Genomic DNA, 25001 nt, shown 5'->3' on the forward strand with positions numbered 1-25001 from the left:
ATAACAACACTTATATAAATTCTTGCTGCTTTTCAATGATCCTTATAGAAAGGGTTAGCACATTCAAATGTTACTTATTTTCCTTATATTTTAGAATAAAAGACTCTATAGCAAAAAAATACTTTTCAACATCTTTTAGTTTACTCTCTTCAAAATCCCACCATTTTATCTTATGTAACTCTTTCACAAGATTCAAGTCGAACCTATATTTAATATGTTTAGCAGGAACACCGGCAACAATTGAATAAGGGTCAACATCATCAACAACCACAGCACCTGCACCAATAACTGCACCATCATTAATTTTCACTCCATCTAAAACTGTAACATTTATACCAATAAAAACATCATTACCTATTATTATATTTTTATGTTCTTCTATCTTATCCTTCAAAGAAAATGAAACTCCAACTTGTTTTTTAGTCGAATAAAAGACAGGGGATGTAGAAATTCCATTTAAAGGATGTATTCCCCAACCACAACAAAAATTAGGACCAATAGAACAAAATTTTCCAATATGCGTATTTATAATACTAGAATTCTTTGCTATATAAGTATATTCATCAATCTGTGAATTCACAATATAATATGGGGCATACATTTTTGCAAGCGAATTTATTATCGAGCTATATGCTTCTTTCTGATGAAAAGAAAAATTAAATGTTTTAAATTCTGGAAAAAACTGAAAGAAAATTGTACGAATCTTTTTTTTTATTTTTCTCTTCACCCTATTCATGAATAATACTCTCAAAATCTTCAGAAGGAAATACATCTAACATACTATTAGGAGTAAGATTTATAACTGAGACATTATTAGCAAGAAGATATTCTTTAATTAATCTATATTGTTTCCATCGTTCATAGTATTCTGCAAACCAGCGTTCTGTAGTAAAACTATTTAAATGTTGGTATTCCTTCTCACCACTTCCTTGTGCCTCTTTATAAAAATGGTGATCTTTTATTTCATTTTTATAATTTCTTATCCATAAATAATTATGATCACACCCAAGTAAATATATTTTTTTAAACCCCAAATAAAAAGCAATTTGGATTGCTTCATAAATAACTGTACGTATTAGAAAAGGATTTAGTGAAATATCCCAGATATTCTTTTGCATATAATTTTTATCATTTAAAGGTTCACTTTCCGAATAATTAATAAAAGAATAAGTAAATAACTTCTTATATTCTTTGTATTGCTCAAAAAAATTATAAATAGAATATTCATAATTTTGGTATCCGAAAAAATATTGAATACTGTGATTATAGGTACTGGCTAATCCATCAAAGATTTTCTTTAATGAATCAAAATCAAACGGAGGATGATACGGAGCGAGCACATGATAAGCAGGCTTTATTATAGATGCTAATTTGTGTAAATAAAAATGACTAACAGAAATGCAGTTTCTTTCTTCTAAAGGACTTAAATCCATCGAATTTATTGATGGTCCCGTTGCTAAAATAAAGCATTTCTCATCTTTATGAGTATTTTTCTTATTTTTAATTTCTAAAGCAGAATTCAATACTTCTTGAGGTGTAGCAGACTTCTTTCGATTCTGATGTCCTTTTATTATGTTAAAATAACCAGGAGGGATGACCCAGTTTTTCAAAATTCTTTTTATTTGTGCCATTTTAGTTTCTTTCGTTGTTCTTTCTCGATATCTAATATTTCTGCTTTCTTATATGTCAAAGACTTTTCGACATTTCTCAAGTCCCGGCAAAGCTTTCTAAGCCCTTGAGGCTCTAACGAGGCTGCATGATCAGTGCCTTTCCAGGTACGATCAAGCGTAAAATGTCTCTCGAATATCCTTGCGCCCAAGGTAAAGGCAGCAATATCAACGGCTATCCCAAGATGATGTCCAGAAAAACCTATATTCTTTACAATACCAGAAAATTTACTCTTCAATCTTGTTATCTCTAAAAGGCTAATATCCTCAAAAGGAACAGGATATCCTGAAGTACAGGCAAAGAGCGTTAAATCATTAGCACGATGTTTTTTTTGAAAAAGGTTAACTATCAGCTCTTCCTCTTTTTGGGAAGTCATACCTAAAGAAAGTTGTACTTCTCCTTCATAGTTATCACAAATCCATTCAAGCATTTTAAAATTTAAATTTGACGCTGAAGGGATTTTTACAATTTTTGGTTGCAAGGAAACTATTTCTTTTGCGGCTGTTAAGTCCCAAACCGATGATGAATATATGACATTATTAATCTCGCACCATTCCTTTAATTCTTTATGTTGATCAATATTGAATTCTAAAAATTCTCTATGCTCGCCATACGTTTTTCCATATGCATTTATGGGATTCGGATGTGGTGCATTATACATTTCTGGTGATAAAAGTTCTTTATTCGTCCGTTTTTGGAATTTTACAACATCTGCCTTACAGAAAGTTGCAGCGACTAACACCATTTCTTTAGCAATATCCATACTTCCCTTATGGTTACACCCTATTTCTGCAACGACTATAAGATCAGTATTCATAATCTTCTCCTGACAAAGAAGTTATTATTCTTTCAGCCATCTCCCGAAATGCACCATCACCACCAGCAGATTTCAATATAATTATACCAGGAATTCGTTTAATATCATTCCTTGCATTGATCGGACAAAATGGATGACCGACAGCTTTCAGAACTTGAATATCATTTATATCATCTCCTAAATATGCCACATTTTCCATGTTTACATTTTCATTATTACAGATTTCCTTAATAATTTTCAACTTGTTTTGTATCCCTATATACAAATAGTTGCATTTTATCTTCTCTGCTCTTCGCTTAACCAATTCAGTTTTTTCACCCGTAATTATTCCTGTTCGTATGCCTTTATTTTTTAATAGCTCAACGGCCATTCCATCATAAGTAGAAAATTTTTTTAGTTCTTCACCATTCTCAGAATAGTACATACCGGCATCAGTCAAACATCCATCAACATCTGAAAATACTATTTTTATTTCTTCTGTTTTAGTTTCTCCATCTAATCTATACTTTTTCATTATTTTTTCTGCAAATATCCAATCGTCTTCTTCATCAATTTCCAACCAAGTATATTCAGGCATAAGATAGTATCCAATATTACCACATAACCGATTCTTATATTTAATAATGTTTGCTACTTTATTTATATAAAATGCACCATTTTCTAATAGACAGCCCTTATATTTTTGCCTTCGTGGCCTATTATGATAATCATAATTTATAGGAGCGCCACTATCTCCCCATAAAAATCGTTTAAAACGTACCACACTCAGCATCGAATCATAATTATCTATTTCATATTTTCTAAGGGCATCACTGAAATGAAAACTTGTTGTAAAGGGACTTGTTGCTTGTACTATTAATAAAATGTCATCATTACAGAGCTCTTTTTTCTCGAGAAATTCAAGAATCAAACTTTCTGTCGAAGCAGTGTCTGTTGCATTTTTCGATAGTCGTCGATAAATTCTAATTTTTTTACCATTTAATTTTTCGACTTCATTTTCTATCAATTCTGAATCAGTTGCAACATATACTTGATCAAGTTTTTCAACCTGATCAAGTTCTTCAAGTATCCAATTAATCAAAGGTTTTCCACAAAACGTTTTGATATTTTTTAAAGGTATTGACTTGCTTCCACCTCTTGCTGGAACCAAAGCTATAATACTCATGTTTCCTCCATATTTCTTTCATATCTCGTGGCTGTGGGATTACTAAAAAGTTAGTAAATCATTTTCTGACAGCATATTTGTGCATCATTTATAAAATATATATAAATAGTTCGCTGTTTGCTTATGGTATAAGTTATTAAATTTTTTTACGTAGAAATCTTTTCCCATTCTAAAATAGTACTAAAAAATCCAGCCCTATCATTTCCTCTTCTTGTATTGTTATCAACCAATCTGAAATATCCTACGATACCAGGAACATCTACAAAAAAACCAGTTTCATTAAGTTTTGATGCAAATGAAAATTCAATTTGATATTTCCCAGGCGATAAGGACCGGCGGGGAATCTTGATATCAATTGTACCAGTCCCCTCAGGCAAACTATCAAGAGAACTCTTTTCCGAATCATATGTATCGCTAACCCAGACAACATCTCCCCAACTACTAAATATCCTAAAATGTCCATATAATCCTTTAAGAGGTCTTCGACTAATATAATCAAACAAAACATGTATATCTTCATCACAATGGAAAAGGGCATCTTCACCTTTTTTATTTCTAATTGAAACAGTCATTAATTGAAAAGGTTTTGATAAGCTTTCCTTATATTGAAAGGATATATTACTCTCAACACGTCCATTCCGGAGATACTGATTAATAATCTCAACATTTGATGAAAAATCTTTTACCATGCCTTGCTCAAGCCATAAAAATTTATTACAGAGAGTTGTTATTGTTTTCATATTATGGCTAACAAAGAGTATCGTTCTTCCCTGATTGTTTGAAACTTCTTCCATCTTCCCAATTGCTTTTTTTTGGAATTCGGCATCACCAACGGCAAGGACTTCATCAACAATGAGAATATCCGGTTCCAGATGGGCCGCGACAGCAAATCCCAAACGAACAAACATTCCACTGGAATATCGCTTCACCGGTGTATCGATAAATCGTTCTACACCTGCAAATGCAACAATTTCATCTAGCTTTTTATCGATCTCCCAGCGTTTCATTCCCAAAATAGCACCGTTAAGGTAGATATTTTCACGCCCGGTTAATTCCTGATGAAAACCCGTCCCGACTTCCAGCAAAGAACCAACTCGTCCATTTATATATATATTTCCTTTTGTCGGGGAGGTAATCCGGGACAAGATCTTCAAAAGGGTGGATTTCCCTGCTCCATTCCTGCCGATAATACCCAGTCTATCACCTTTCTTCACTTCAAAAGAAATATCATCAAGTGCAAGAAAGTGTTTTTGTTCCGAATCACTGTGATGGATTGCCGTTACAAGGGAATTAGGATCCTCTTTTCCCCGTACTCGAGCCCACCAGCTTTGTAAGTCTTCCCGCAGTGTTCCGTATCCTATCGTTCCTAACCGATACTCCTTGGTTAAATGTTCTACTCGTAGTGCAATACTATTCATGCTATATCCTGTCCATAAAATTTTGCTGAACGCGGTTAAAACTAGCAACACCCCAGAGAAAAAACAACAAAGTCATACCTATGCTGATTCCTCCCTGAATCCAGTTCAAACTATTGCTTTTGAACAGCATGAATCTGAAAAGCTCAATAGGAAAGGCTATCGGATTGAGAATAAACAACCATTCAATGTACTTTGGGAATTTTTCCAGTATCTCTGACAGCGGGTATGCTATCGGTGTTGCGTACATCCAAAGCTGCAAACCAAAGGTAACAAGAAACTTCAAATCACGGTATTTTGTCGTCATCGAGGTAACCATCAATCCCAATCCGGTACCTAAAAGCGCGATGTGAAGAATAAGCACAGGAAATAAAGCAAATGACCAGTGAAGCGATGGCTTCATCCCAAGAAATAAATAATAAACATAAAATAGAATAAATAAAAACAGCTGAATTCCAAGAGCCACAATATTCGACATTACCATGGAAACAGGAGCCGATAAACGGGGGAAATAGACCTTCCCAAAAAGATTGGCATTTGTCAAAAAAGTATTCGATGTCTTCTGAAGAGAATCTGCAAAAAAACGCCATAGAATAATTCCACTCAAATAAAAGAGATACGATGGTACATTTTCTGTACCTAGACCGGCAAGATTCCCAAAGACAAAAGAAAATACAATCGTGGTGAAGAGCGGTTGAATAATATACCATGCAAGGCCCAAGATTGTTTGTTTGTAGAGCGCGGTAAAATCGCGTTTAAAAAACAACCATACCAGATCCCTATAATTGAACAGTTCCTTCAAACCAAGATGAAACCGTTTCTTTTCCGATGTTATAATAGTAGTCCACTGTTCAGTTGCTACATCACTCGACACGAAAGCACTCCTTTTTTCTGATAGTTGCTTCTATTTTTGCAATGCATTTAATTCTTTAAAAACAGTATTTTCTGTGGCCAGTTCTTCATACCGACCCTTTGCCGCCAAGTGTCCCTCTTTGAAAACCAGGATTTCATCACAGTGCTCGATAGTGGTAAGTCGGTGGGCAATAATGACAATCGTCTTCTTTGCCGAAAGACGGTGAATCGACTCCATGATCGCCGCCTCTGTTTTGTTGTCCATGGCACTGGTAGCCTCATCAAAGATCAGCAGTTCGGGGTCCCGAAACAACGCCCGTGCAATGACAATACGTTGGCGCTGCCCCCCGCTCAAGCGTATTCCCTTTTCTCCAGCTTCTGTCAGATACCCCTTTGGAAGCTCTTTTTCTATAAACCGATCAATTTCTGCAGCCTGCGCCGCCCTTTTCACCGCTTCCAGATCAATCTGATTCAAATCTTTGCCAAAAGCGATATTCTCCGCAATTGTTGCATCGGTAAGAAATATATTTTGAGGGACATACCCTATATTCTTTTGCCAGGATCTCCGGTTATTCGACCGCAGCGGAATATCGTCGACCAATATCCGACCTTCAGTGGGCAACAGCAGACCAGCAAGAAGATCTACAACCGTAGTCTTACCAGCACCACTAAAGCCGGCAATACCGATACAACTATTCTTTGGGATATCGAAAACAATATTGGAGAGCACATTCTCGGTTGCATCAGGATAGCGATACGTGACTCCGTCAAAGCGAATCCTATTGTCAAACATAATTCTCGGTGTCTCTTCGATTTTTTTCGGTACCGACAATGCCTCTTTCAAGTCGTCATACAACCTATCAAGACTTACCATACTTATGGTAATACGCCCCAAAAACTGAGAAACTTTCTGCAACGTCGGCAGGAGCTTGTAGCCAGCCATAATATAAAGGGCAAAAGAGGGTAGGCTCTGAGAAATATCTATATCCCTTCCGACCATGACGGCCACAAACAAGGCCGTGGCAGAAAATACCACCGTTTCAACAACATGTTTCGGAAAAACCGACATCACATCCTTCTTTACGTTGTTAACCGAAATAATAAAGGAAAATTTTCTGAACAGTCCGGTGAAATATTTTTCCCCATGGAGGATTTTAACCTCCTTAATCCCTCCGAAAGCATCGTTTAGCAATTTATAACGCTTTTCAGTGTAATCGTAATCAATTTTTCCATAACCTCTGAGTTGATCTTTACTGAAAGCAAAAAGTCCACCAAAAAGCAAGCCAAGCACGCTAATGACCAAAAGAGCAATCTTCCAACTCTGGATAAACAGTAAACAGATGATCGCACCAGCAATAAAAAGCTGACTTACTAAGCTTAACCACGTGTATAAAAAATTCCGCGCAACAATATTTACTTCGTTGATCAGTTTACGCGTAAAATCAGAACTATTCTGATGTTTAAAATAGAGATAATCTCGAGAGAGATACTCCTCCATCAGTCTATATCCAAACACATGCTTACGCATTTCGGTAAAATGCGTATAAAGCCCAAGGCTGAAGAGGGAAAGTAAATTTTTTCCGATTATCAGAAGAGCAAATCCGACCGCCATCAGTAAAATGAAATGCTTATGGGTATGGAGCCCACTCATCGAATATAATTCTGCCAGTATGCGGTTTCTCTCTATTAAGCCGGGATCGGACGCCACCGCCACAAGAGGAGATATCGCTCCAATCCCTGCCATTTCCACCAGAGCCGTAAATACAAGCACCACGAGAACAATGAAATAGCGAATCTTTTCGCCTCGTGAAAAAAGCGATTTTATTCTATGGACCCTTTTATGCAATGCAAAAAATGATTTAATTGGCTTCAAGCAGACTCCTTATTAGGCTCCACATAATGCTGGTATGTTTTTCTAATCCCCTTCTCAAGTGATGTCTTTGCCTGCCACCCAAGCTTATGTATTCTCGACACATCCAGCAATTTCCGAGGAGTCCCATTCGGCTTAGTTGTATCCCAGCGAATCTCTCCTTTGTACCCAACGATCGTCGAAATTAGCTTTGCAAGCTCTTTAATCGAGAGGTCTTCGCCCGTACCGACATTGACAATCTCACCTGCCTTTTCCGCATCTATATGTTCCAGCAAAAATAGAGAAGCCTCCGCAAGGTCTTCACTGTAGAGGAACTCACGTTTAGGAGAGCCGTCACCCCATAGAATAACAGGACCTCCGTTCATTTTTGCTTCGTGGAATTTCCGAATTAATGCAGGCAACACATGGCTTGTCTCAAGATCATAGTTATCTCCAGGGCCATAGAGATTAGTAGGCATCGCAGAAATAAAATTAGTCCCATATTGCTGATTATAGTGCTTGCAAATCCGAATGGCGGCGATTTTGGCAACGGCATAGGCCTCGTTGGTCACTTCCAACGGACCGGTCAATAGATATTCTTCTTTCAACGGTTGTGGAGCCATCTTGGGATAAATACAGGATGATCCCAGATTGAGCAACTTCTTAACCCCGAATTTATAGGATGAATGAATAACATTCAGTGCTATCTCACTATTCTCATAGATAAATTCGGCAGGATAGGCAGGGTTGGCCCCTATTCCGCCAACCTTGGCCGCGGCAAGGATAACATACTCAGGCTTCTCTTCGGCAAAGAACGCTTCAGTCTCTGCCTGCCGAGTAAGATCCAGCTCTTTATGTGTCCGGGTTACGATATTCGTATATCCACTTTTCTGCAAAACCCTATAGATAGCACTACCGACCAGGCCACGGTGTCCGGCAAGATATATTTTGCTGTTCTTATTCATTATACTCTTTTACGGTAAATCCGCCCTCCTTGAGATGGACATCCTGCCTCGCATCCTGTAAATCTTTTGTCACCATCATACAAATAAGCTCCTGGAGATCGACCTTCGGTATCCAGCCAAGCTTTTCCTTTGCCTTACCAGGATCACCGATTAATAACTCAACTTCAGTAGGTCGAAAATAGCGAGGATCTACTTCAACTATCACATTACCACTAGCTGCATCGATCCCTTTCTCATCAACACCGGAACCTTCAAACCTCAGTTTGATACCGGCCTCGGCAAAAGCCATCTTTACGAAATCACGTACCGCTGTTGTTACGCCGGTGGCCATAACAAAATCATCCGGCTCTTCCTGCTGCAACATCAGCCACATCAGTTCAACATAATCCCCGGCATAGCCCCAGTCCCGTTTTGCATCAAGATTTCCTAGATAAAGCTTTTGTTGCAACCCCTGGGAAATTCGAGCAGCCGCGCGGGTAATCTTCCGGGTAACGAATGTCTCTCCCCGCCGTGGGGATTCATGGTTAAAGAGAATACCGTTACAAGCATAGATACCGTAGGCTTCACGGTAATTTACCGTGATCCAGTAGGAATAAAGTTTGGCCGCAGCGTAGGGAGAGCGGGGATAAAAAGGAGTGGTCTCCTTTTGCGGCACTTCCTGTACCAGGCCATAAAGCTCCGAAGTGGAAGCCTGATAGAAGCGAGTCTTTTTTTCAAGGCCGAGAATCCTAATGGCCTCAAGAAGCCGCAGGGTCCCAATCCCATCGGCATCGGCGGTATATTCCGGAGACTCGAAGGAGACCTTCACATGGCTCATGGCTCCAAGATTGTAGATCTCATCAGGTTGGATTTCCTGGACAATCCGAATCAGGTTTCCAGTATCCGTAAGGTCTCCGTAATGGAGAATAAAGCGAACCTCATGTTCATGTAAGTCTTTGTACAAGTGGTCAACTCGGTCAGTATTAAACGATGATGCTCTTCGCTTGATACCATGCACTTCATAGCCTTTATCCAGCAAAAACTCCGCCAAGTAGGATCCGTCCTGACCGGTGATTCCGGTAATCAAAGCCTTTTTCATATCTCACCCTCATATTCTTACTTTGTTCATTTGCCTTATAAGCACAGAAATTATATGAACTTGCGACAATTTTAACTTAAGAAATATACTGCATGTACCGCCGTTATCTCGGTTCCTATCTGCTGCGTTTTTGCATCGTTGAAATAAGAAACGAATATAAAGGCGACTAAAACAAGAGCTTGGTAGCTTAGCTCGAAATAGTGAATATATCGTTGTACAGTTTTGATACTCAACCCTAAGTGAACGGTAATTGTTGAAGCATTAATAATTGTTGCTGTCTGTATATCAATTCATGTTATAGTATTCCATAATTTACGCCAATTTATGGGATACTATTCCAATTTTCACGCCTTTTCATGCACATAACGCATAAGCCGGTGAGAAATATCCTCCAATTCCGCCCTGACAATGGACCAGTACTCAAGGTGCCCCGGTCCATTGTGCACAACATTGGAAGGAAGGAAACGCCGGATTTCAAAAAGGAAATCGCGCTGTCCCCCGGTAAGAGTTGAAACTCTTTCAGAGAACGTTTGTATGAAGGTTTCGGGTCGAACTTGCCGTTCTTCTAACTTTTGAAATAGCAGATCGAATTTGATGTCAACGGCCTGATGTGTCAAGCAGATGATATCCCACACATCCCGTTGCTTTATTCGATTCGGTCGTAACGCAAAACTCACAGACGACACTCCAATCAATTACATCAAGGGGACGTTGTGTTGTTTTCATATCCTGAATGGCAAGTGCAACTGTTGCCCGCACGAAGCTTTGACGCAGTATGATACAGCACTAATCCGCGAGGATAAGCGGCTCTGGGATTTACATAGATTCCCCTGCATACCCGCACAAACACACCGCTTTTTGCCGCCCTGCTGAGCAAGGCCTTTAAAGCAGCCCCCCTAAGCTCGGGAAACAGATAATGTTCTTTGTCGGAAAGAGCCTCAAGCACCTCTCGAAGCCGCTTTATACTCTGCATAGCAACCTGCCCATTGGTCTACAAAAAGTAATGAAAAGCATTACTTTTTGTAGACTAACTCCACATTTCATCGCTATGCATCCAGAAACAGATCTACATCAACTTGAGCCTGTTTTAAAATAGCGCTCATTGTTCCTTCAGGGATATCTCCAGGATGATGCGGAATTGTTGTTCTTACTCGTGTTTTTGGGTTCCACCATATTTCATGGCTTCCTCGCGCATGGCGATCAAATTCAAAACCTAAATTTTTTAATTTTCTTGTACACTTCTTATAATTAAAACCTGCAAGCTGGCCCATTATACTCCTATAGCAACATCAAGTTCTGCCCGATCAGAAATAGGTTTCAGTACAGGTAACGGATCACCATGCTCCCTATATGAATCTATAAGCTTTCTTGCAACATCCTGGGCTATTTCAACTGTTTCTGCTACCGTTCTCCCCTGAGCAATGAGACCGGGCATATCCTCAGACTGTGCAAGATATTCGCCGTTCTCAACCCGTGAGATTTTCAGATGTATCGAATAGATATCTTCCATGTTCTTATTATACCCTCTTCACACTCAGAAGCCAATCTTTTCCCCCGGCTCCCCTGAGGGGGGAGCGGAAAAGCCGCCCACGGCGCCCGGCGGAGCGGTAGCGAGCCGGAACAAGCGCCGGGGAAAAGCGGCTTTGCAGCGAGGGGGAGACCTCCCCCGCCAAAAGATCTATGGAACCTATACCCCGACCCCAACGTAGGTGAAGCCTTCGGCCTCAACCAGATGGCGGGGATAGATGTTGCGCAGGTCGAAAAAGAAGGGCGAAGAGAGGGCAGCCTTGACCCGGGGAAAATCGAGGTTACGGAACTGGTTCCATTCGGTAAGGATCACCACGGCGTCGGAACCTTGGAGGGCCTCGTACTCATCGGAAACGAAGGCAAGCTTGTCGCCCAGGGCTTTGAGCCTCCAGGCAGCCTCTTCCATGGCTTCGGGGTCGTAGGCGCGGAGGGATGCACCGGCGGCGGCGAGCTCTTCGAGAATGGTGATGGCGGGACTTTCACGCATGTCGTCGGTGTTGGGTTTGAAGGCAAGACCGAGGATGGCAAGGGTTTTCCCTTCGACTCCGCCCATGGTGTCCACGATCTTTTTGGCCATCAGCTTCTTCTGATTTTCGTTGCTTTTTACCGTCTGTTCGATCAGCTCGATACGGGCTCCGGCGGCCCGGCCGATCTCGGCCAGGGCAAGGGTGTCCTTGGGAAAACAGCTTCCACCGTAGCCGGGGCCTGCATGGAGGAATTTGGGGCTGATGCGGCCGTCCCGTCCCATGGCCGAGGCAACGTGCTGAACGTTGGCGCCCACCTTTTCGCAGAGGTTTGCCACCTCGTTGATGTAGGTGATCTTCATGGCCAGGAAGGCGTTGGAGGCGTACTTGATCATCTCGGCGGTCTCGATGTTGGTCTCCACAAAGGGGGTTTCGTTAAGATAGAGGACCCGGTAGACCTCCTTCATGATCTCCATGGCCTTCTCGCTCTCTGCGCCGATGACCACCCGGTCGGGATGGGTAAAATCCTGAACCGCGCTTCCCTCCCGCAGGAACTCGGGATTTGAAACCACGTCGAAGGGAATATCCAGTCCCCGGGCGGCAAGTTCCTCGGCGATCCATCCCTTTACCTTTTGGCCGGTGCCGATGGGAACGGTGCTTTTGTCCACAATGACCTTGTAGCTGTCCATGGTTCGGGCAATCTGGCGGGCAACCTGCTCCACGTACTTCAGGTCGGCGGAGCCGTCCTCTGCAGGGGGGGTGCCCACGGCAATGAAGATGACATCGCACGCTTTCACCGCCTCGGCGGTATCCGTGGTAAAGGAGAGCCTACCGTAAAAGGCGTTGCGCTCGACAATGGGATCGAGGCCTGGCTCGTAGATGGGAACCTCGCCGTTTTTCAGCCGCGAGACCTTTTTTTCATCGTTATCTACGCAGATGATGTTGTGTCCGAAATCGGACAGGATGGTTCCGGTCACCAGCCCTACATAGCCGGTACCGACAACTGCAATGTTATTCATGTGAATTCTCCGTTTTATGCTTAGATTATGATCAAATGATGCGTTTTTTGTAACCGAAACGCTTTAGATCCTGATCTCTACTCCCATTTCCCTGCAAAAGGCAACCAGATCCAACCACCCCGCTTCGGCAATGCTATGCAATACTTCCAGGCTCAGGTCCTGATATTCATGGACCGCAATATTTCGAAAGCCGGTCATTGACGACATGGCAGCCGAAATCTTCACCGAGAGTAAGCCCGCACGATTCAAAAGCTTAAAGGCATCTCCACTGCTTTGGGGCATTCCAAGGTGCCGAACAGAAACGACATGGAGGGCAAGGTCAATGGCGGCCTGACATGCGCGCTCGATGTTGAGCGTCATGGCATCGATGTGGGTAAAATTTCTTAGCTCGGGATCGGCCGCATATTCTTCTCTGACCCGACGAAGAGAACGCTCAATGATTGCCGCCTTGTTCAAAACAACATCATCCGGCTCGATAGGCATCTAATACCTCCTCCCGCTCCTCGTTAAAACGAAAGTACATTCCCAAAAGGGTTGCGGCCCGCAGATCGGCGGCAAAAGCATCCCGAAGGTAGATCCTCTCCCCCGTAAGGATGGCCTCCCGTGCATAGACAAGATTGTGGGATCCAAGTTCCCCGAGATCAACCTGCCGGCCGAGCTGCGCGGAAAGACAGCCTGCAACGTTAAAGCGTTCAATGGCGGGTATCGATGTTCCGGGCTTTGGCATGAGAGCCAAGTCGATATCACTCTCCCGACGGAGTTCGTCCCTGACGGCGCTTCCCAGAAGATAAACGGCAAGCAGACGATCATCTTCTGCAAAGCAGCGTTCCACAGCCGCCGAGATCCTGTGCCCTAGTGCACCATTCATACAACGTCCCTCTGCCCGAAAGTTCCGGGATGCCTCATCAGAAGCCGCCCCAGATAGTCCACCCCCGGCACAGAGGCCAGGGGATCCGGACGCGTTTCCTCTCCGTAAAGGAGAAAGACATCGTCGCCGGTTGCTCCGGGGTCGGGGACATCACGACGCTTCTCAAGCATGAGACCGGCCTTAACCGCGGCATGCTCGACGATAAAATCGAGATCACTTTTTCCGACAAGGATGAGGCGGTGGTACCCTTCGCGGCTGAGTTCAGCGGTAAACTGTTCGAGTGTCGTTCGATAGCGAACCACATGCTTGATGGTTCGTTTGAAATAACCGTAGCTGCGTCTGAGAATCTCTTCCATCCCCTCCGGGGTCACCGCATAGCGCACATTGCGGCTGTTCAGTCGGCGTATGGTGATCCAGCCCTTTTCGGTCAGTCGCTTCAGGATGGCATTGGTCATCCCGAGGCTCAGTCCGGCAATCTCGGCAAGATCACGCTGGCGAACCTTAGGGGAGTTGTTATAGATGGCTTCGAGGAGTTGCAGCTCCTGGTTTTTGTCCATGTTTCAGATTCTTCGGATAATCTCAGATAGTCAGAGAAATTTCACCCGGTCGATGCGGTCAAGTTCCCGATGGCGCTGCTGATAATCGATTCCGTAGCCGACAATGAATTCATCAGGAATGACAATGCCATTGAACTCGATGTCGATGGGAGTCTTCCGCCTGTCGATCTTGTCGAGGAGTGTACAAACCTTCAGATCCGCAGGGGCCCTGGTTTCGAGTAACGCGAGTGTTTTCGACAGGGTGAGACCTGTGTCGATGATATCTTCAACAATCACTACGTTCAAACCGTGGATCGGCTCGTTAAGTTCCTTGAGGATTTTGACCTCGCCGGTGCTTTCGGTACCGAGATAACTGGTCACCGCCATAAAATCAACGGTGACGGGGATGGATATGGCCCTGATCAGGTCGGCCATAAAGACAAAAGAGCCCTTTAACAATCCCACGAGATGAACCGACCCGGCTTCCCGGTAGCGATTGCTGATATCATCTGCCAAGCCCCGGACAATGCCATGCACTTTTTCGTTGCTGATCATCTCTTCAAGACGGTAGCGGGCCCCCTCGTCGTTAATAAAAACCGAAGAGTCTTCTTTCTCCATACGGTGCTCCTTTCGATGTTCGCGAATATTGTTTAGGGACGTTTAATGTAAGAGAGAGGGTAGAGCTTCGCCGAACCGGTCCTGCTGATTCGGCATGATGCTGCGCATCCGGAGCTCCCCGACCGGTGCGCGGGACAATTGTCCCGACTCCCGAAAGTTTTCGATCGCCGCCGAAACAGGCTGATCGACCCCCTCGGATATGTTCTGATTTGTTCATATTATGAACAAAAGTGAGTGTAACACATCCCGTTTTTTTTTCAAGCGGTATCGGAAGCGATTTCTCCTCTTTCCCAGCACATCGAGGACAGTTATACTTCCCAATATGGTATACGGCATCGGAAACCCTCTAATCGACATTTTTGTGGAGATGGAAGACGAGGATCTAGAAAAACTCGGCCTTCATAAAGGAACCATGCATCTAATCGACGAGGAACGACGGCATGAATTGCTGAGGTTCATCGATTCAAAGCAAAAAATCTATGGCTGCGGGGGTTCCTGCCCCAATACCATGGTAGCCTTGGCTTCTTTTGGAATTCGTTCCGCATTGGCCGGAAAGATAAACCAGGACCATTTCGGAGAGATTTATCGTAATAAGCTTCATGAGATAGGAGTCGACAGTTACCTTAAAAATGGAGCACTGCCGACGGGCAGCAGCATTATCCTGATCTCCCCGGACAGCGAACGAACCATGAATACCTTCCTCGGGGCTTGCCGGGAATACGGGCCGGAGGATGTTGACGGCGATGCCATCGCCGGTGCCGATTTTTTCCATTTCACCGGTTATATGTGGGATACCGAAAATCAAAAAGCAGCTATTTTGTATGGTATTGAAATTGCAAAAAAGGCGGGGAAAAAAGTGGTCTTCGATGTAGCAGATCCCTTTGCCGTGAGCAGAAACAGAGAAGCCTTCCTCAAACTGATCGAGGAAAAGGCAGATTTGGTTTTTGCAAACGGAGAAGAGGCAAGAATCCTTTTCGACAATTATGATGCCTATGAATGTGCCCGCAGTTTGGGAAAGCTGGGAACCTCCGGCGTGGTAAAAAACGGCAAACAAGGAAGTTTCGTCGTTTGTGATGGAAAAATCCTACGTATTCCGGTCAAGGGTAAAGAACCTGTCGATACGACGGGAGCCGGTGATATGTATGCGGCAGGTTTTATTCTCGGGCTCAGCGAAAAGCGTACACTTTTTGAATCAGGGCTTATTGCGAGTTTCCTTGCCGGAGAGATTGTCCAGCGCTGGGGAGCCCAGTTCCCTCTGGAAGAAGCCAGACGACTGAAAAAATTGATCGATACAGTTGATGCCGAGGAACTCCCCTGACTCACACTCCCCCTATCGGTATTTCAAAACGATAACAGCTTCCCCCCTCGCGGGACAACGACCACTTTGATCGCAGCTGGATGGCCAGATTGGCAACGAGAGAAAGGCCGAACCCATGTGAAGTCTTAGGATCTATCGAGGGGTCCATCCCGATGCCATTGTCGGCAACGGTGAGAAGAAGTACCCCCTCCCGGGCTTGTTCCAGACCGAGAAAAATAGAACCTCCTTTCCCATGACAGGGGAAAGCGTATTTAATGGCATTGGTTACAAGCTCATTCGCGATCATCCCCAGAGGAAAAAGAATTTTTGCATCAAGGGTAATCGCTTCCAATGTACTTTTGTATTCGACATCCCGACGAAGAGAATAGGAAACTTTAATTTCATCAAAAAGGGCTTGCAGGTAACCGGCGGCATCCACACTTCGGTAATCTCCGGAACCGTAGAGACGATGGTAGAGCTCCATCATACCGTGAACCCTGTTCCTCGCCTCCAGCAAGGCACCGGATGTATCGTTTTCTCCAAGCATCGAAGCCTGCAAATCAAGAACCGCGGCAATGGTTGCCATATTGTTTTTGATGCGGTGGTGGACCTCTCTCAACAGCAATTCTTTTTCTTTTACCAGGCGCTGGGCCTCTTGTTCCGCAGCCTTTCGTTTGCTGATATCCCTTGCCACCCAGACCACACTCTTACTATCCAAGGGGCTGATCGTCGCCAGGAACCACACCTCCTGGCCATTAACCATGAGAGGATACTCGATCATTTCTACCGCATGGCGTTCCAGGACCTTTGCGATGACCTCAATAAACCAAGCGGTGAGTTTCGAGTCAAACACATCGGAAAGAACGGTACTTGTAAACGTTTCATCGGCAATTTCCAGATAACGGCCCTGCCGATCAATGACAAAGACCCGATCACCGAGAGCCGTAAAGATGGTCTTTAGCTTTTCCGCCGATTCCTGGGCCTTTCGGTTTGCCTCAAATAATTCAAAAGCCATCTCGATGGAAGAGAGAAGTACGGAATTTCCCGAATTTTTCAGCACATACCCATAGCGGGTAATATCCCGCACCCGTTCCATCATGTCGGCCTCACCATGGTTCGTAAGAAAGACAATAGGCAGGGAGCGTTTCTGCAAAATGGCCTTTGCCGCCTCGGTTCCGCTCATTCCGGAGCCTAAATCAATATCCATCAAAACGAGATCGAAAGAAGGTTCCGCGTTAATGAGGCTGAGCGCCGCCTCACCGGAACAAACAGTGTCTACCCGAAAGCCATATCGTTCCAGGGTTTGCTTTTGAGCAAGCGCAATAACAGCTTCATCTTCGACAAGAAGAATATGCTTCCCTTTATTCTCCATAATTGATATTCTCCAACACATCTGGCACAGTTATTTTGATGAAAAAGCAAGCCGCATATTTTTGCGTATTCATTATGCTCGTCTCCTCCGCTCTCCACGGTAATGAGATCGCCTATTATTCCGCACTTACCATATCCTCCTATGCCGGGCCGGGATTCGATGACTATCTGGATGATATGCGGAGCAGGGAAGGTGCAGAATCGGCAAAAAACAATCCGATTATCGGAGTATCCCTCGGAATCATAGCGGAAAAGCAGCTCAGCAATAGTCTCTCGACGCGAGGCGAACTGGCACTTAGCGCCAGAGGTGGTGGCTATCTACTGAAATACGAGGATGGAAGGAAAGCATCGACACTCTTAAGCGAAATCAACCTTCAAATCCCCTTTCTCATACGCTACACGACTAGCATCGGCGACAACAACAAACTTTATTTCATCGCCGGGCCCTCTTTTTCTATTCTCCTGATCAACAAAGCATTCATTCAGGACGGGGCCGAATTTTCAATGCACTCCTTTCCGGGAACCGATCCCACCCTTATTGGCCTTTCCGCCGTCGGAGGTATCGGTGTGGAACTACCCTTTTCAGGGAAAAAAATATTTTTTGAACTGAGAGCCCTTACTGAATTAAACGATAGTATAACCGGTTACTCGCACGCTCACCAGAGGCAAATTTGCTTTATAACAGGGATCAAGTGAAATATCGTCATAAACTGTTGATACTACTTCTGAGTACTCTCTTTGCAACGGCAGGCGTTTTCGCAGAAGAACAGGCTTCCATCTCGTTCGCAGTCGGCATCGGGGAAACCCTTTTCAGCAATACGTTGCTCTGGGGCTTCAATCGCTATGTACATCATGCAGATTATGCCATGATCAGCTCTGCCTCGATTTCCGATAATTTTACAAAACCATGGGTGTGGGACCAGGACTCCTTTGCCGTCAATCACTTGGGCCATCCTTACCAGGGCTCGGTCTATTTTTCCTCTGCTCGATCGGCCGGCAATGACTTTTTCACCTCTGCCTCGATAGGCATGCTGGGTAGTCTTTCCTGGGAACTTTTTATGGAAAACGAACGCCCATCTCTCAACGATCTCATTGTCACAACTATTGGGGGGACAACCTTAGGCGAGATGCTCTACCGTCTCTCCGACCTTCTTCTCTTTGGGGAAGAGGGCCAACTTCACCTTCCCAATCTTGCCCGGAAAATCGGGGCCTTTGTTATGAATCCGGCAAAATCCATAAATCAGTCGATATTTCCCGACAGGACGCCGATCATTGCGCCTATTAGCGGATCGTTCTTTCTCTCAGCCGGCTATTCTCTGATTCATGTCGACCAGCTTGACCCACGGGCAAACTATCTCAGCGACGACGGCATTGAGACAAACTATCAGGTAGATCTTCACTACGGCGATCCTTTTTACGGCACGCTTGCCGAGCCCTTCAGCACCTTTTCACTCAAGGGAAGTTTCGGAAGCGACCTTGGGAACCGCGTTCTCCTTACTTTTTTCTCGGAAGGTGTTCTGAAGGGATGGCGCCTCTATGGAAAAGAGATAGAAAATCGCCACACCATAGGCATCTTTCTTCACTATGATGTCATCTATAACCGTTTCATCAACCTCAGCTCCAACGCGATTGGTTTTGGATGGCTACAGCAGCGCCCTTTAAATGATGCCTGGAGTTTCTCATCCGACATCCATACCGCCTTTGTGTTTATGGGAGCAAGTGACCTCATGTATCTCAAATATCAGGATCTTTATGGCAGCCCGCCCAGTTATGAGAGACGAAATTACAGCCTTGGGCTTGGGGCTAACATAAAGCTTGGTTTCAGCCTCAATCGTAGACAACGTCTTTTCTTTGACCTTGATTACTCCTTTTACGGACTCTCGATCATCGACGATTCAGTCCCGGAAGGAGGCTCTTCAGGTAAAGAATTCATCGGTAATGTATCGCTTTTAGGACGTCTGATGATGTCGGATAGTTGGTTTCTCGGTATCCAGGGTCGTCTGTATCATAAAGAAAGTTTTTACAAAGATCTTCGGGATATGGACGCCATGTATCACGACTATTCACTGATCGCCGGTATCACCTTCTGAAGAGCCGCTTCTGAGGAGCCACTTTCTTGTACCTATCAGGCGCAACGAGTATAATGGTTAGAAGCAACATAACAGGGAGATTACCATGACCATTATTCCCGCCATCGATCTTCTCGACGGCCATTGTGTCCGTCTCTACCGCGGAGACTATGATCGCAGTACCGTCTACGATACTGACCCCCTTGAACAGGCAATGCGTTTCAAGGCGGCAGGGGCCAGAAGGATTCATCTTGTCGATCTGGATGCCGCCCGAGGCAAAGGAAAACACAACAGAGAGGTCATCAGGGAACTCTGTGAAAAGGTCGAGGCCCGTTTTGAGGTTGGAGGCGGTATCAGGAACGACCACGACGTAGAAGAGCTCACAGCCGCCGGAGTCGATCGCCTTGTTATCGGTACAGCCTTTGCAAGAGATCCCTCCATCATCCGTCGCTGGACCGAGCGTTTCGGCAAAAAATTCATCGCAGGTATTGATGCTACCGACGGAACAGCCAAGATTTCCGGTTGGGAAGAGGATGCGGGCATCAGCGATGTTGAATTGGCGGCTATGGCTGCGGGCAATGGTGCGATCTCCATCATTTATACCAACATAAAAAGAGACGGAACGCTTTCCGGGCCGGATATAGAAAACAGTGTTCGGATCGCCGAGGCTTCGGGCCTGCCCGTCATTATTTCCGGAGGAATCGGAGGCGAAGAAGATTTTCGCCGAATATTTGGAAACAAACCGGAAGGCATTGCTGGCATCATCGTTGGCAAGGCCTTGTATGAACAACGCTTTGATCTGAAACGGGTCCTCGCCCTTTACCAGAGCGAAGTGGAAGAAGCGCAAGAGGAGTGGTGAACAATGGTTGAAGAAGTGATGCCGCTAGTCCTGATACGAGAAAACGGCACCATAGCGGATATCCTGAAAACGAATGAAAAGGGCTTCGGCAAAAGCATTGAGCGGGGGGAAATTTGGCACCTGTTTCCTGAAACAGGAAGGCTTTTGCCTCTTCATGAGGGAGGGGCTTCCTTTCTCTCGTTACAGCGTAAAAGAAAGTGGTTTGAAGCGGTGGTTGCCGATAGCTATACCGCTCTTGATGCGAAGCTGGGAAGTGACACGCAGCAGGAGCAAAGGGAAATGACGGCTCCATCGAATGCCTCGGAGGGCCAGGCTTCCGGTATCATCGGCGAACTTGAATTCCTTATCGCAGAACGAAAAAGGAGTATGCCTGAAGGCAGTTATACCACCCATCTTTTTTCGAAGGGAAACGAAAAGATCAGGAAAAAAATGGGCGAGGAGGCCGTGGAATTGCTTTTGGCAAGAAAGCGGGAGGATATTATCTACGAGGCATCGGACCTGATGTACCATCTGCTGGTCCTGCTTGCAGACGAAGGGATCGCTTTTTCCGACCTCGAAAAAGAGCTTGCCCGTCGTCATGTTCCCACGGAGGCATGAGGCTGTAATGTTGAAACCATATCTTGAACGACTTGCCGACGGGGTTCTCCTTTTTGACGGGGCCGTTGGTACCATGCTCTACGAAAAGGGGGTCTTTCTCAACCAATGCTTTGAGCATGTGACCCTTACCTCTCCGGAAAAGGTGTCGGAGCTCCACCGGGAAATGATAGCGGCGGGGGCACAGGCCGTCACCACCAATACCTTCGGAGCAAACAGATTACGGCTTGACGGTTATGGTCTTTCCGAGCTTACCGGGAAAATCAACAGAGAAGCGGTCCGCCTGGCCCGGGAGGCTGCGGGAAAAGAGGTTTACGTTGCTGGTTCGGTAGGGCCCCTGGGCAAACGGGTCGGACCGGTAGGCAAAATCGACAGCGAAGAGGCTCGCAGTGTCTTTCGCGAACAGATGGAGGCCCTTGCCGAGGCGGGGATCGATCTCTTCGTTCTCGAAACCTTTCGAAATATCGACGAGCTGCTCTTGGCCGCCGAAACGGCAAAGGCGACGGCCCCGGAAATCCCGGTGCAGGCGCAATACAGCTTTCGCCCGCTACGAAGTGAGCAGTACAATAACGATCTCACCCCTGTCTTTGCGCGACTCCAGGAATCGGAACATGTCGATGTGCTGGGAATCAATTGCTCAACTGGTCCGGCGCACATGCTCGATGTCATTCTTGCCTCGGGCGGAGTTGTCAGCAAACCGATCTCGGTCATGCCCAATGCAGGCTATCCCAGGGACTATGAGGGCAGACAACTCTACATGGCAAGCCCAGACTACTTTGCCGAGTACGCCTTGAAATTCCTTGATGCAGGGGTACATGTGATCGGTGGATGCTGCGGGACGACGCCCTTGCATATACAGAAGATGGCACAGGCAATTCTCCATCTCGATTCAAGCCGCCATAAGGGTCTTAGCATAGAGGTTTCAAGCAAAGAAATCGAAAGGCTGGAACCGGTGGCATTGGAAAAGCGCAGTGCTTTCGGTGCCGCCCTTGCAAAGGGAGAATGGATTACCACGGTGGAATTGGTTCCCCCCATGGGTATCGACCTTTCAAAGGCCATCGCAAAGGCCAAAACGTTAGGGGATGCAGGTATCACCTGTGTCAATGTACCAGACGGCCCCCGTGCCAGCAGTCGCATCAGTACCCTGGTGACCTGTATGGAAATACAGCGGAACAGCGGGGTGGAAACGATCCAGCATATCTGTTGCCGGGATAAGAATCTCATAGGAATACAGTCCGAACTTCTCGGTGCACAGACGGCCGGTGTACATAATCTTCTTCTCCTTACCGGAGATCCTCCAAAGGTGGGAAACTTTCCCGACGCCACCGGCGTTTTCGATACAGACTCGATAGGCCTACTCAGCCTTGCAGACAGCCTCAATCAGGGGATCGACCTTGCGGGAAATCGCCTGCATGGTCAAACCTCTTTCGTCGCAGGAGCAGGGGCAAATCCCGCCGCCCAGGTCCTGGAGAGGGAGGTTGAACGGGCCTGGAAAAAGGCAGAAGCAGGAGCAGAGTATTTTATTACTCAGCCTGTCTTCGATGTCGAACTGCTTTCAACCTTTCTGGATAAGATCAAGGGAACGGGAAAGCCTGTTATTGCCGGTATATGGCCTCTGGCAAGTTACCGGAACGCCCTCTTCCTCCATTACGAGGTACCCGGTATTTCCATTCCCGCAGATCTTCAGGAACGGATGAAAAAACATGATACAAAAGAAGGGGCGATGGAAGAAGGAATTCTCATCGCCAGGGAAATCATTGCGAAGATACGAGGCCGTGTCGCCGGCGTACAGGTAAGTCCCCCCTTCGGGAGACTCGAAGCCGCGCTACAGGTCATCAAAAATCAGGAGGACATATGAATCTTGAAGCTTTACGGGCGGCCGCCACATCGGTAAGGTCGCTCTCGATGGATGCCATTCAGACAGCCAACTCGGGACATCCTGGACTACCCATGGGCTGCGCGGAACTGGGAGCACTGCTCTACGGCGAAATCATGAAACACTACCCAAAGAATCCTCAATGGCCGAACCGTGACCGATTTGTCTTATCTGCCGGGCATGGTTCGATGTTTCTCTACTCGCTCCTTCATCTTTCAGGATACGACCTTCCCTTAGAAGAGTTGAAGCGTTTTCGTCAGATAGGATCAAAGACCCCTGGACACCCCGAGTACGGCTATACCCCCGGAGTCGAGACCACAACCGGGCCTCTCGGCGCCGGCCTTTCCGAAGCGGTCGGGATGGCGGCGGCGGAGACCTTTCTGGCTGCCAATTTTAACACCGCCGATGCAAAGGTGGTTGATCACTACACCTGGGTCCTTGCCGGAGACGGTTGTATGATGGAGGGAATTAGCTCCGAGGCCAGCAGCCTTGCCGGACATTTGAAACTTGGCAAGCTTATCGTCTTCTACGATTCGAATAAAATCAGTATTGAAGGTTCCACATCTCTCGCCTTTACCGAAGATGTTGCCGAACGCTACCGTGCATATGGCTGGCAGGTGCTTTCCGGCGACATGTACGATATGGAAAAAACCGCCGCCCTTGTAGAAGAGGCTAAGGCGGAAACGGGAAAGCCTTCCCTGATTATTCTTGCCTCCATTATTGGCAAGGGCAGTCCCAACAAGGCGGGCAGTTCCAAAGTGCATGGTTCCCCTCTTGGTGTCGATGAGGTCATTGCAACCCGAAAAAATCTCGGTATCCCTGAGAACGAATCCTTTTATATCGCTCCGAAGGCAAAAACGTATTTCACGGAGAAACTGGAAGAACGAAAGGCCTCCTTCGACGCCTGGAATACGCTCTTTGATTCCTGGAGCAAGGCTCATCCCGAGCTTCGGAAAAAGTGGGACCGTTGGTTCGAAGGCGATAGAAAAGCTGCTGCCGAAGCAGCCCTTGCCGCGGCGAAGATGCCTAAATATAAGGTTGGCGATTCCGTCGCTACACGAAAGGCAGGAGGCGCCGCCCTCCAGGCCGCTGCAGCCGCCATGGAAAATCTTGTCGGTGGGTCCGCCGATCTCGCCCCAAGCAATAACACCGCTCTTCCCGACTACGGTGATTACAGTGCCGAGGAGAGGGCCGGCAGAACCTTTCACTTCGGCGTCAGAGAGCATGCCATGGGTGCCTTGGCAAACGGTCTTTCACTCCACGGGGGTCTCCGTTCCTTTGCCGCAACCTTTCTGGTTTTCTCCGATTACATGCGGCCCCAGGTCCGGCTATCGGCGATCATGAAGGAACCGGTCGTCTATGTCTTTACACACGATTCGATCTTTGTGGGTGAAGATGGCCCGACCCATCAGCCTATCGAACACGCCGCGGCGTTGCGTATCATTCCCAACGTTCATGTCTTCCGCCCTGCGGATGCCGAAGAGACGGTGAGGGCCTGGGAACTTGCGCTTCTGAGAGACGACGGCCCCTCGGCCCTGCTGCTCACCCGTCAAAACCTTCCGGTTGTGGAAAAAGCGGACGGCTCATGGCGCGATTCAATGGCTACAAAAGGTGCTTATATCGTACGGGAAAGCAACGGTGCTCCGAAACTTGTGGTCGTGGCTACAGGCTCCGAGCTTTCCATGGCCCTTGAAGCGGTCGATCTAACAGAGCGCACGGACATCAGGGTCGTCTCCATGCCCTGCAAGGAGCGATTCCTAGCTCTTTCCGACGACGAAAAGGCCAAGCTGCTGCCGAAAGGAGCGGAGGTCTATGCCACCGAAGCGGGAGTCAGCGACGGCTGGGAAGCTGTTACCGGCTGCCGGGATAGGGTCTTCGGTATCAATCGCTTCGGAGAATCGGGCCCAGGTGAAGCCGTTGCCGAGGATATCGGCTTTACCGCAAAGGCCTTTGCGGAAATGCTAAAGTAGGCCATAGTAAAAATAAGAAAAAGCCGTCCGGGCTTTCCCGGACGGCTTTTTTCGTTATCCTTATTTTTATTATTATATGTGGATGAGCTTATGGATAAGAAACTAACCCTCAGCGTAGATGGAA

General features: G+C 46.1%; 26 protein-coding genes. 7 read left to right on the forward strand and 19 right to left on the reverse strand.

The annotated features are described in order from the left end of the window. Positions 1-70 precede the first annotated feature (70 nt). The 18 genes from SPIRS_RS21435 to hpt form a co-directional block, all read right to left on the reverse strand. Positions 71-736, reverse strand: coding sequence for a CatB-related O-acetyltransferase (locus SPIRS_RS21435; protein WP_013256791.1), 666 nt, complete (start codon positions 734-736; stop codon positions 71-73). Beyond that, positions 729-1631: a motility associated factor glycosyltransferase family protein gene (locus SPIRS_RS21440; RefSeq protein ID WP_013256792.1), complete on the reverse strand. Its 903-nt coding sequence runs from the start codon at positions 1629-1631 to the stop codon at positions 729-731. The genes SPIRS_RS21435 and SPIRS_RS21440 overlap by 8 nt, the downstream gene beginning before the upstream one ends. Continuing rightward, positions 1619-2485, reverse strand: a complete 867-nt coding sequence (locus tag SPIRS_RS21445) for an N-acetylneuraminate synthase family protein (RefSeq protein ID WP_013256793.1) — start codon at positions 2483-2485, stop codon at positions 1619-1621. Before SPIRS_RS21445 ends, SPIRS_RS21440 begins: the two co-directional genes overlap by 13 nt. Next, complete coding sequence (locus tag SPIRS_RS21450) at positions 2475-3650, reverse strand: acylneuraminate cytidylyltransferase (RefSeq protein ID WP_013256794.1); 1176 nt, start codon at positions 3648-3650, stop codon at positions 2475-2477. The genes SPIRS_RS21445 and SPIRS_RS21450 overlap by 11 nt, the downstream gene beginning before the upstream one ends. Before the next feature lie 146 nt (positions 3651-3796). After that, complete coding sequence (locus SPIRS_RS21455; RefSeq protein WP_013256795.1) at positions 3797-5068, reverse strand: ABC transporter ATP-binding protein; 1272 nt, start codon at positions 5066-5068, stop codon at positions 3797-3799. 1 nt (position 5069) lies between these two features. Next, positions 5070-5939, reverse strand: coding sequence for an ABC transporter permease (locus SPIRS_RS21460; protein ID WP_013256796.1), 870 nt, complete (start codon positions 5937-5939; stop codon positions 5070-5072). 30 nt (positions 5940-5969) lie between these two features. Further along, positions 5970-7790 (reverse strand): ABC transporter ATP-binding protein, encoded by a 1821-nt coding sequence (locus tag SPIRS_RS21465; protein WP_013256797.1) that lies wholly within the window; start codon positions 7788-7790, stop codon positions 5970-5972. Further along, entirely contained in the window at positions 7787-8731 is a 945-nt protein-coding gene (locus tag SPIRS_RS21470; protein ID WP_013256798.1) for a GDP-L-fucose synthase family protein, read from the reverse strand. The genes SPIRS_RS21465 and SPIRS_RS21470 overlap by 4 nt, the downstream gene beginning before the upstream one ends. After that, entirely contained in the window at positions 8724-9809 is a 1086-nt protein-coding gene (gene gmd, locus SPIRS_RS21475; protein ID WP_013256799.1) for a GDP-mannose 4,6-dehydratase, read from the reverse strand. Before gmd ends, SPIRS_RS21470 begins: the two co-directional genes overlap by 8 nt. A gap of 344 nt (positions 9810-10153) precedes the next feature. Continuing rightward, complete coding sequence (locus SPIRS_RS21480) at positions 10154-10486, reverse strand: hypothetical protein (RefSeq protein ID WP_041866165.1); 333 nt, start codon at positions 10484-10486, stop codon at positions 10154-10156. Between the two features lie 23 nt (positions 10487-10509). Beyond that, on the reverse strand, positions 10510-10782 hold the full coding sequence (locus SPIRS_RS21485; protein ID WP_013256800.1) for a hypothetical protein: 273 nt from the start codon (positions 10780-10782) through the stop codon (positions 10510-10512). 73 nt (positions 10783-10855) lie between these two features. Next, complete coding sequence (locus SPIRS_RS21490; protein WP_013256801.1) at positions 10856-11080, reverse strand: type II toxin-antitoxin system HicA family toxin; 225 nt, start codon at positions 11078-11080, stop codon at positions 10856-10858. Beyond that, positions 11080-11319, reverse strand: coding sequence for a type II toxin-antitoxin system HicB family antitoxin (locus SPIRS_RS21495; RefSeq protein ID WP_013256802.1), 240 nt, complete (start codon positions 11317-11319; stop codon positions 11080-11082). The genes SPIRS_RS21490 and SPIRS_RS21495 overlap by 1 nt, the downstream gene beginning before the upstream one ends. Before the next feature lie 177 nt (positions 11320-11496). After that, a complete protein-coding gene (locus tag SPIRS_RS21500; protein ID WP_013256803.1) occupies positions 11497-12819 on the reverse strand; it encodes a UDP-glucose dehydrogenase family protein in 1323 nt (440 codons plus the stop codon). 63 nt (positions 12820-12882) lie between these two features. Further along, positions 12883-13302 carry a type VII toxin-antitoxin system HepT family RNase toxin gene (gene hepT, locus SPIRS_RS21505; protein WP_013256804.1) on the reverse strand — a complete coding sequence of 140 codons (420 nt, stop codon included), beginning with the start codon at positions 13300-13302 and terminating at the stop codon, positions 12883-12885. Continuing rightward, positions 13283-13687 carry a type VII toxin-antitoxin system MntA family adenylyltransferase antitoxin gene (mntA, locus tag SPIRS_RS21510; RefSeq protein WP_013256805.1) on the reverse strand — a complete coding sequence of 135 codons (405 nt, stop codon included), beginning with the start codon at positions 13685-13687 and terminating at the stop codon, positions 13283-13285. The genes hepT and mntA overlap by 20 nt, the downstream gene beginning before the upstream one ends. Beyond that, positions 13684-14244, reverse strand: a complete 561-nt coding sequence (locus SPIRS_RS21515) for a winged helix-turn-helix transcriptional regulator (RefSeq protein ID WP_013256806.1) — start codon at positions 14242-14244, stop codon at positions 13684-13686. Before SPIRS_RS21515 ends, mntA begins: the two co-directional genes overlap by 4 nt. Before the next feature lie 30 nt (positions 14245-14274). Then, complete coding sequence (hpt, locus tag SPIRS_RS21520; protein WP_013256807.1) at positions 14275-14841, reverse strand: hypoxanthine phosphoribosyltransferase; 567 nt, start codon at positions 14839-14841, stop codon at positions 14275-14277. A gap of 220 nt (positions 14842-15061) precedes the next feature. Between hpt and SPIRS_RS21525 the strand changes: the two genes are divergently transcribed. Beyond that, positions 15062-16159 carry an adenosine kinase gene (locus tag SPIRS_RS21525; RefSeq protein ID WP_245537650.1) on the forward strand — a complete coding sequence of 366 codons (1098 nt, stop codon included), beginning with the start codon at positions 15062-15064 and terminating at the stop codon, positions 16157-16159. Position 16160: 1 nt separating this feature from the next. On the opposite strand, the gene SPIRS_RS21530 is transcribed toward SPIRS_RS21525, so the two are convergent. Further along, a complete protein-coding gene (locus tag SPIRS_RS21530) occupies positions 16161-17510 on the reverse strand; it encodes a response regulator (RefSeq protein WP_013256809.1) in 1350 nt (449 codons plus the stop codon). Between the two features lie 38 nt (positions 17511-17548). On the opposite strand from SPIRS_RS21530, the gene SPIRS_RS21535 reads away from it, so the two are divergent. The 6 genes from SPIRS_RS21535 (at position 17549) to tkt (ending at position 24877) form a co-directional block, all read left to right on the forward strand. Next, positions 17549-18205: an outer membrane beta-barrel protein gene (locus tag SPIRS_RS21535; protein WP_245537651.1), complete on the forward strand. Its 657-nt coding sequence runs from the start codon at positions 17549-17551 to the stop codon at positions 18203-18205. After that, positions 18202-19599, forward strand: a complete 1398-nt coding sequence (locus SPIRS_RS21540; protein WP_148224114.1) for a DUF3943 domain-containing protein — start codon at positions 18202-18204, stop codon at positions 19597-19599. The genes SPIRS_RS21535 and SPIRS_RS21540 overlap by 4 nt, the downstream gene beginning before the upstream one ends. 85 nt (positions 19600-19684) lie before the next feature. After that, complete coding sequence (gene hisA / locus SPIRS_RS21545; RefSeq protein WP_013256812.1) at positions 19685-20437, forward strand: 1-(5-phosphoribosyl)-5-[(5-phosphoribosylamino)methylideneamino]imidazole-4-carboxamide isomerase; 753 nt, start codon at positions 19685-19687, stop codon at positions 20435-20437. Positions 20438-20440: 3 nt separating this feature from the next. Next, positions 20441-21034 (forward strand): phosphoribosyl-ATP diphosphatase, encoded by a 594-nt coding sequence (gene hisE / locus SPIRS_RS21550; protein ID WP_013256813.1) that lies wholly within the window; start codon positions 20441-20443, stop codon positions 21032-21034. Between the two features lie 7 nt (positions 21035-21041). Further along, the gene (locus tag SPIRS_RS21555; RefSeq protein ID WP_013256814.1) at positions 21042-22889 is read left to right on the forward strand and encodes a bifunctional homocysteine S-methyltransferase/methylenetetrahydrofolate reductase; all 1848 of its coding nucleotides are present in this window, start codon (positions 21042-21044) and stop codon (positions 22887-22889) included. Beyond that, positions 22886-24877 (forward strand): transketolase, encoded by a 1992-nt coding sequence (tkt, locus tag SPIRS_RS21560; protein ID WP_013256815.1) that lies wholly within the window; start codon positions 22886-22888, stop codon positions 24875-24877. The genes SPIRS_RS21555 and tkt overlap by 4 nt, the downstream gene beginning before the upstream one ends. Positions 24878-25001: the final 124 nt, after the last annotated feature.

This window comes from Sediminispirochaeta smaragdinae DSM 11293, from assembly GCF_000143985.1.
Taxonomy (GTDB): Bacteria; Spirochaetota; Spirochaetia; order DSM-16054; family Sediminispirochaetaceae; genus Sediminispirochaeta; species Sediminispirochaeta smaragdinae.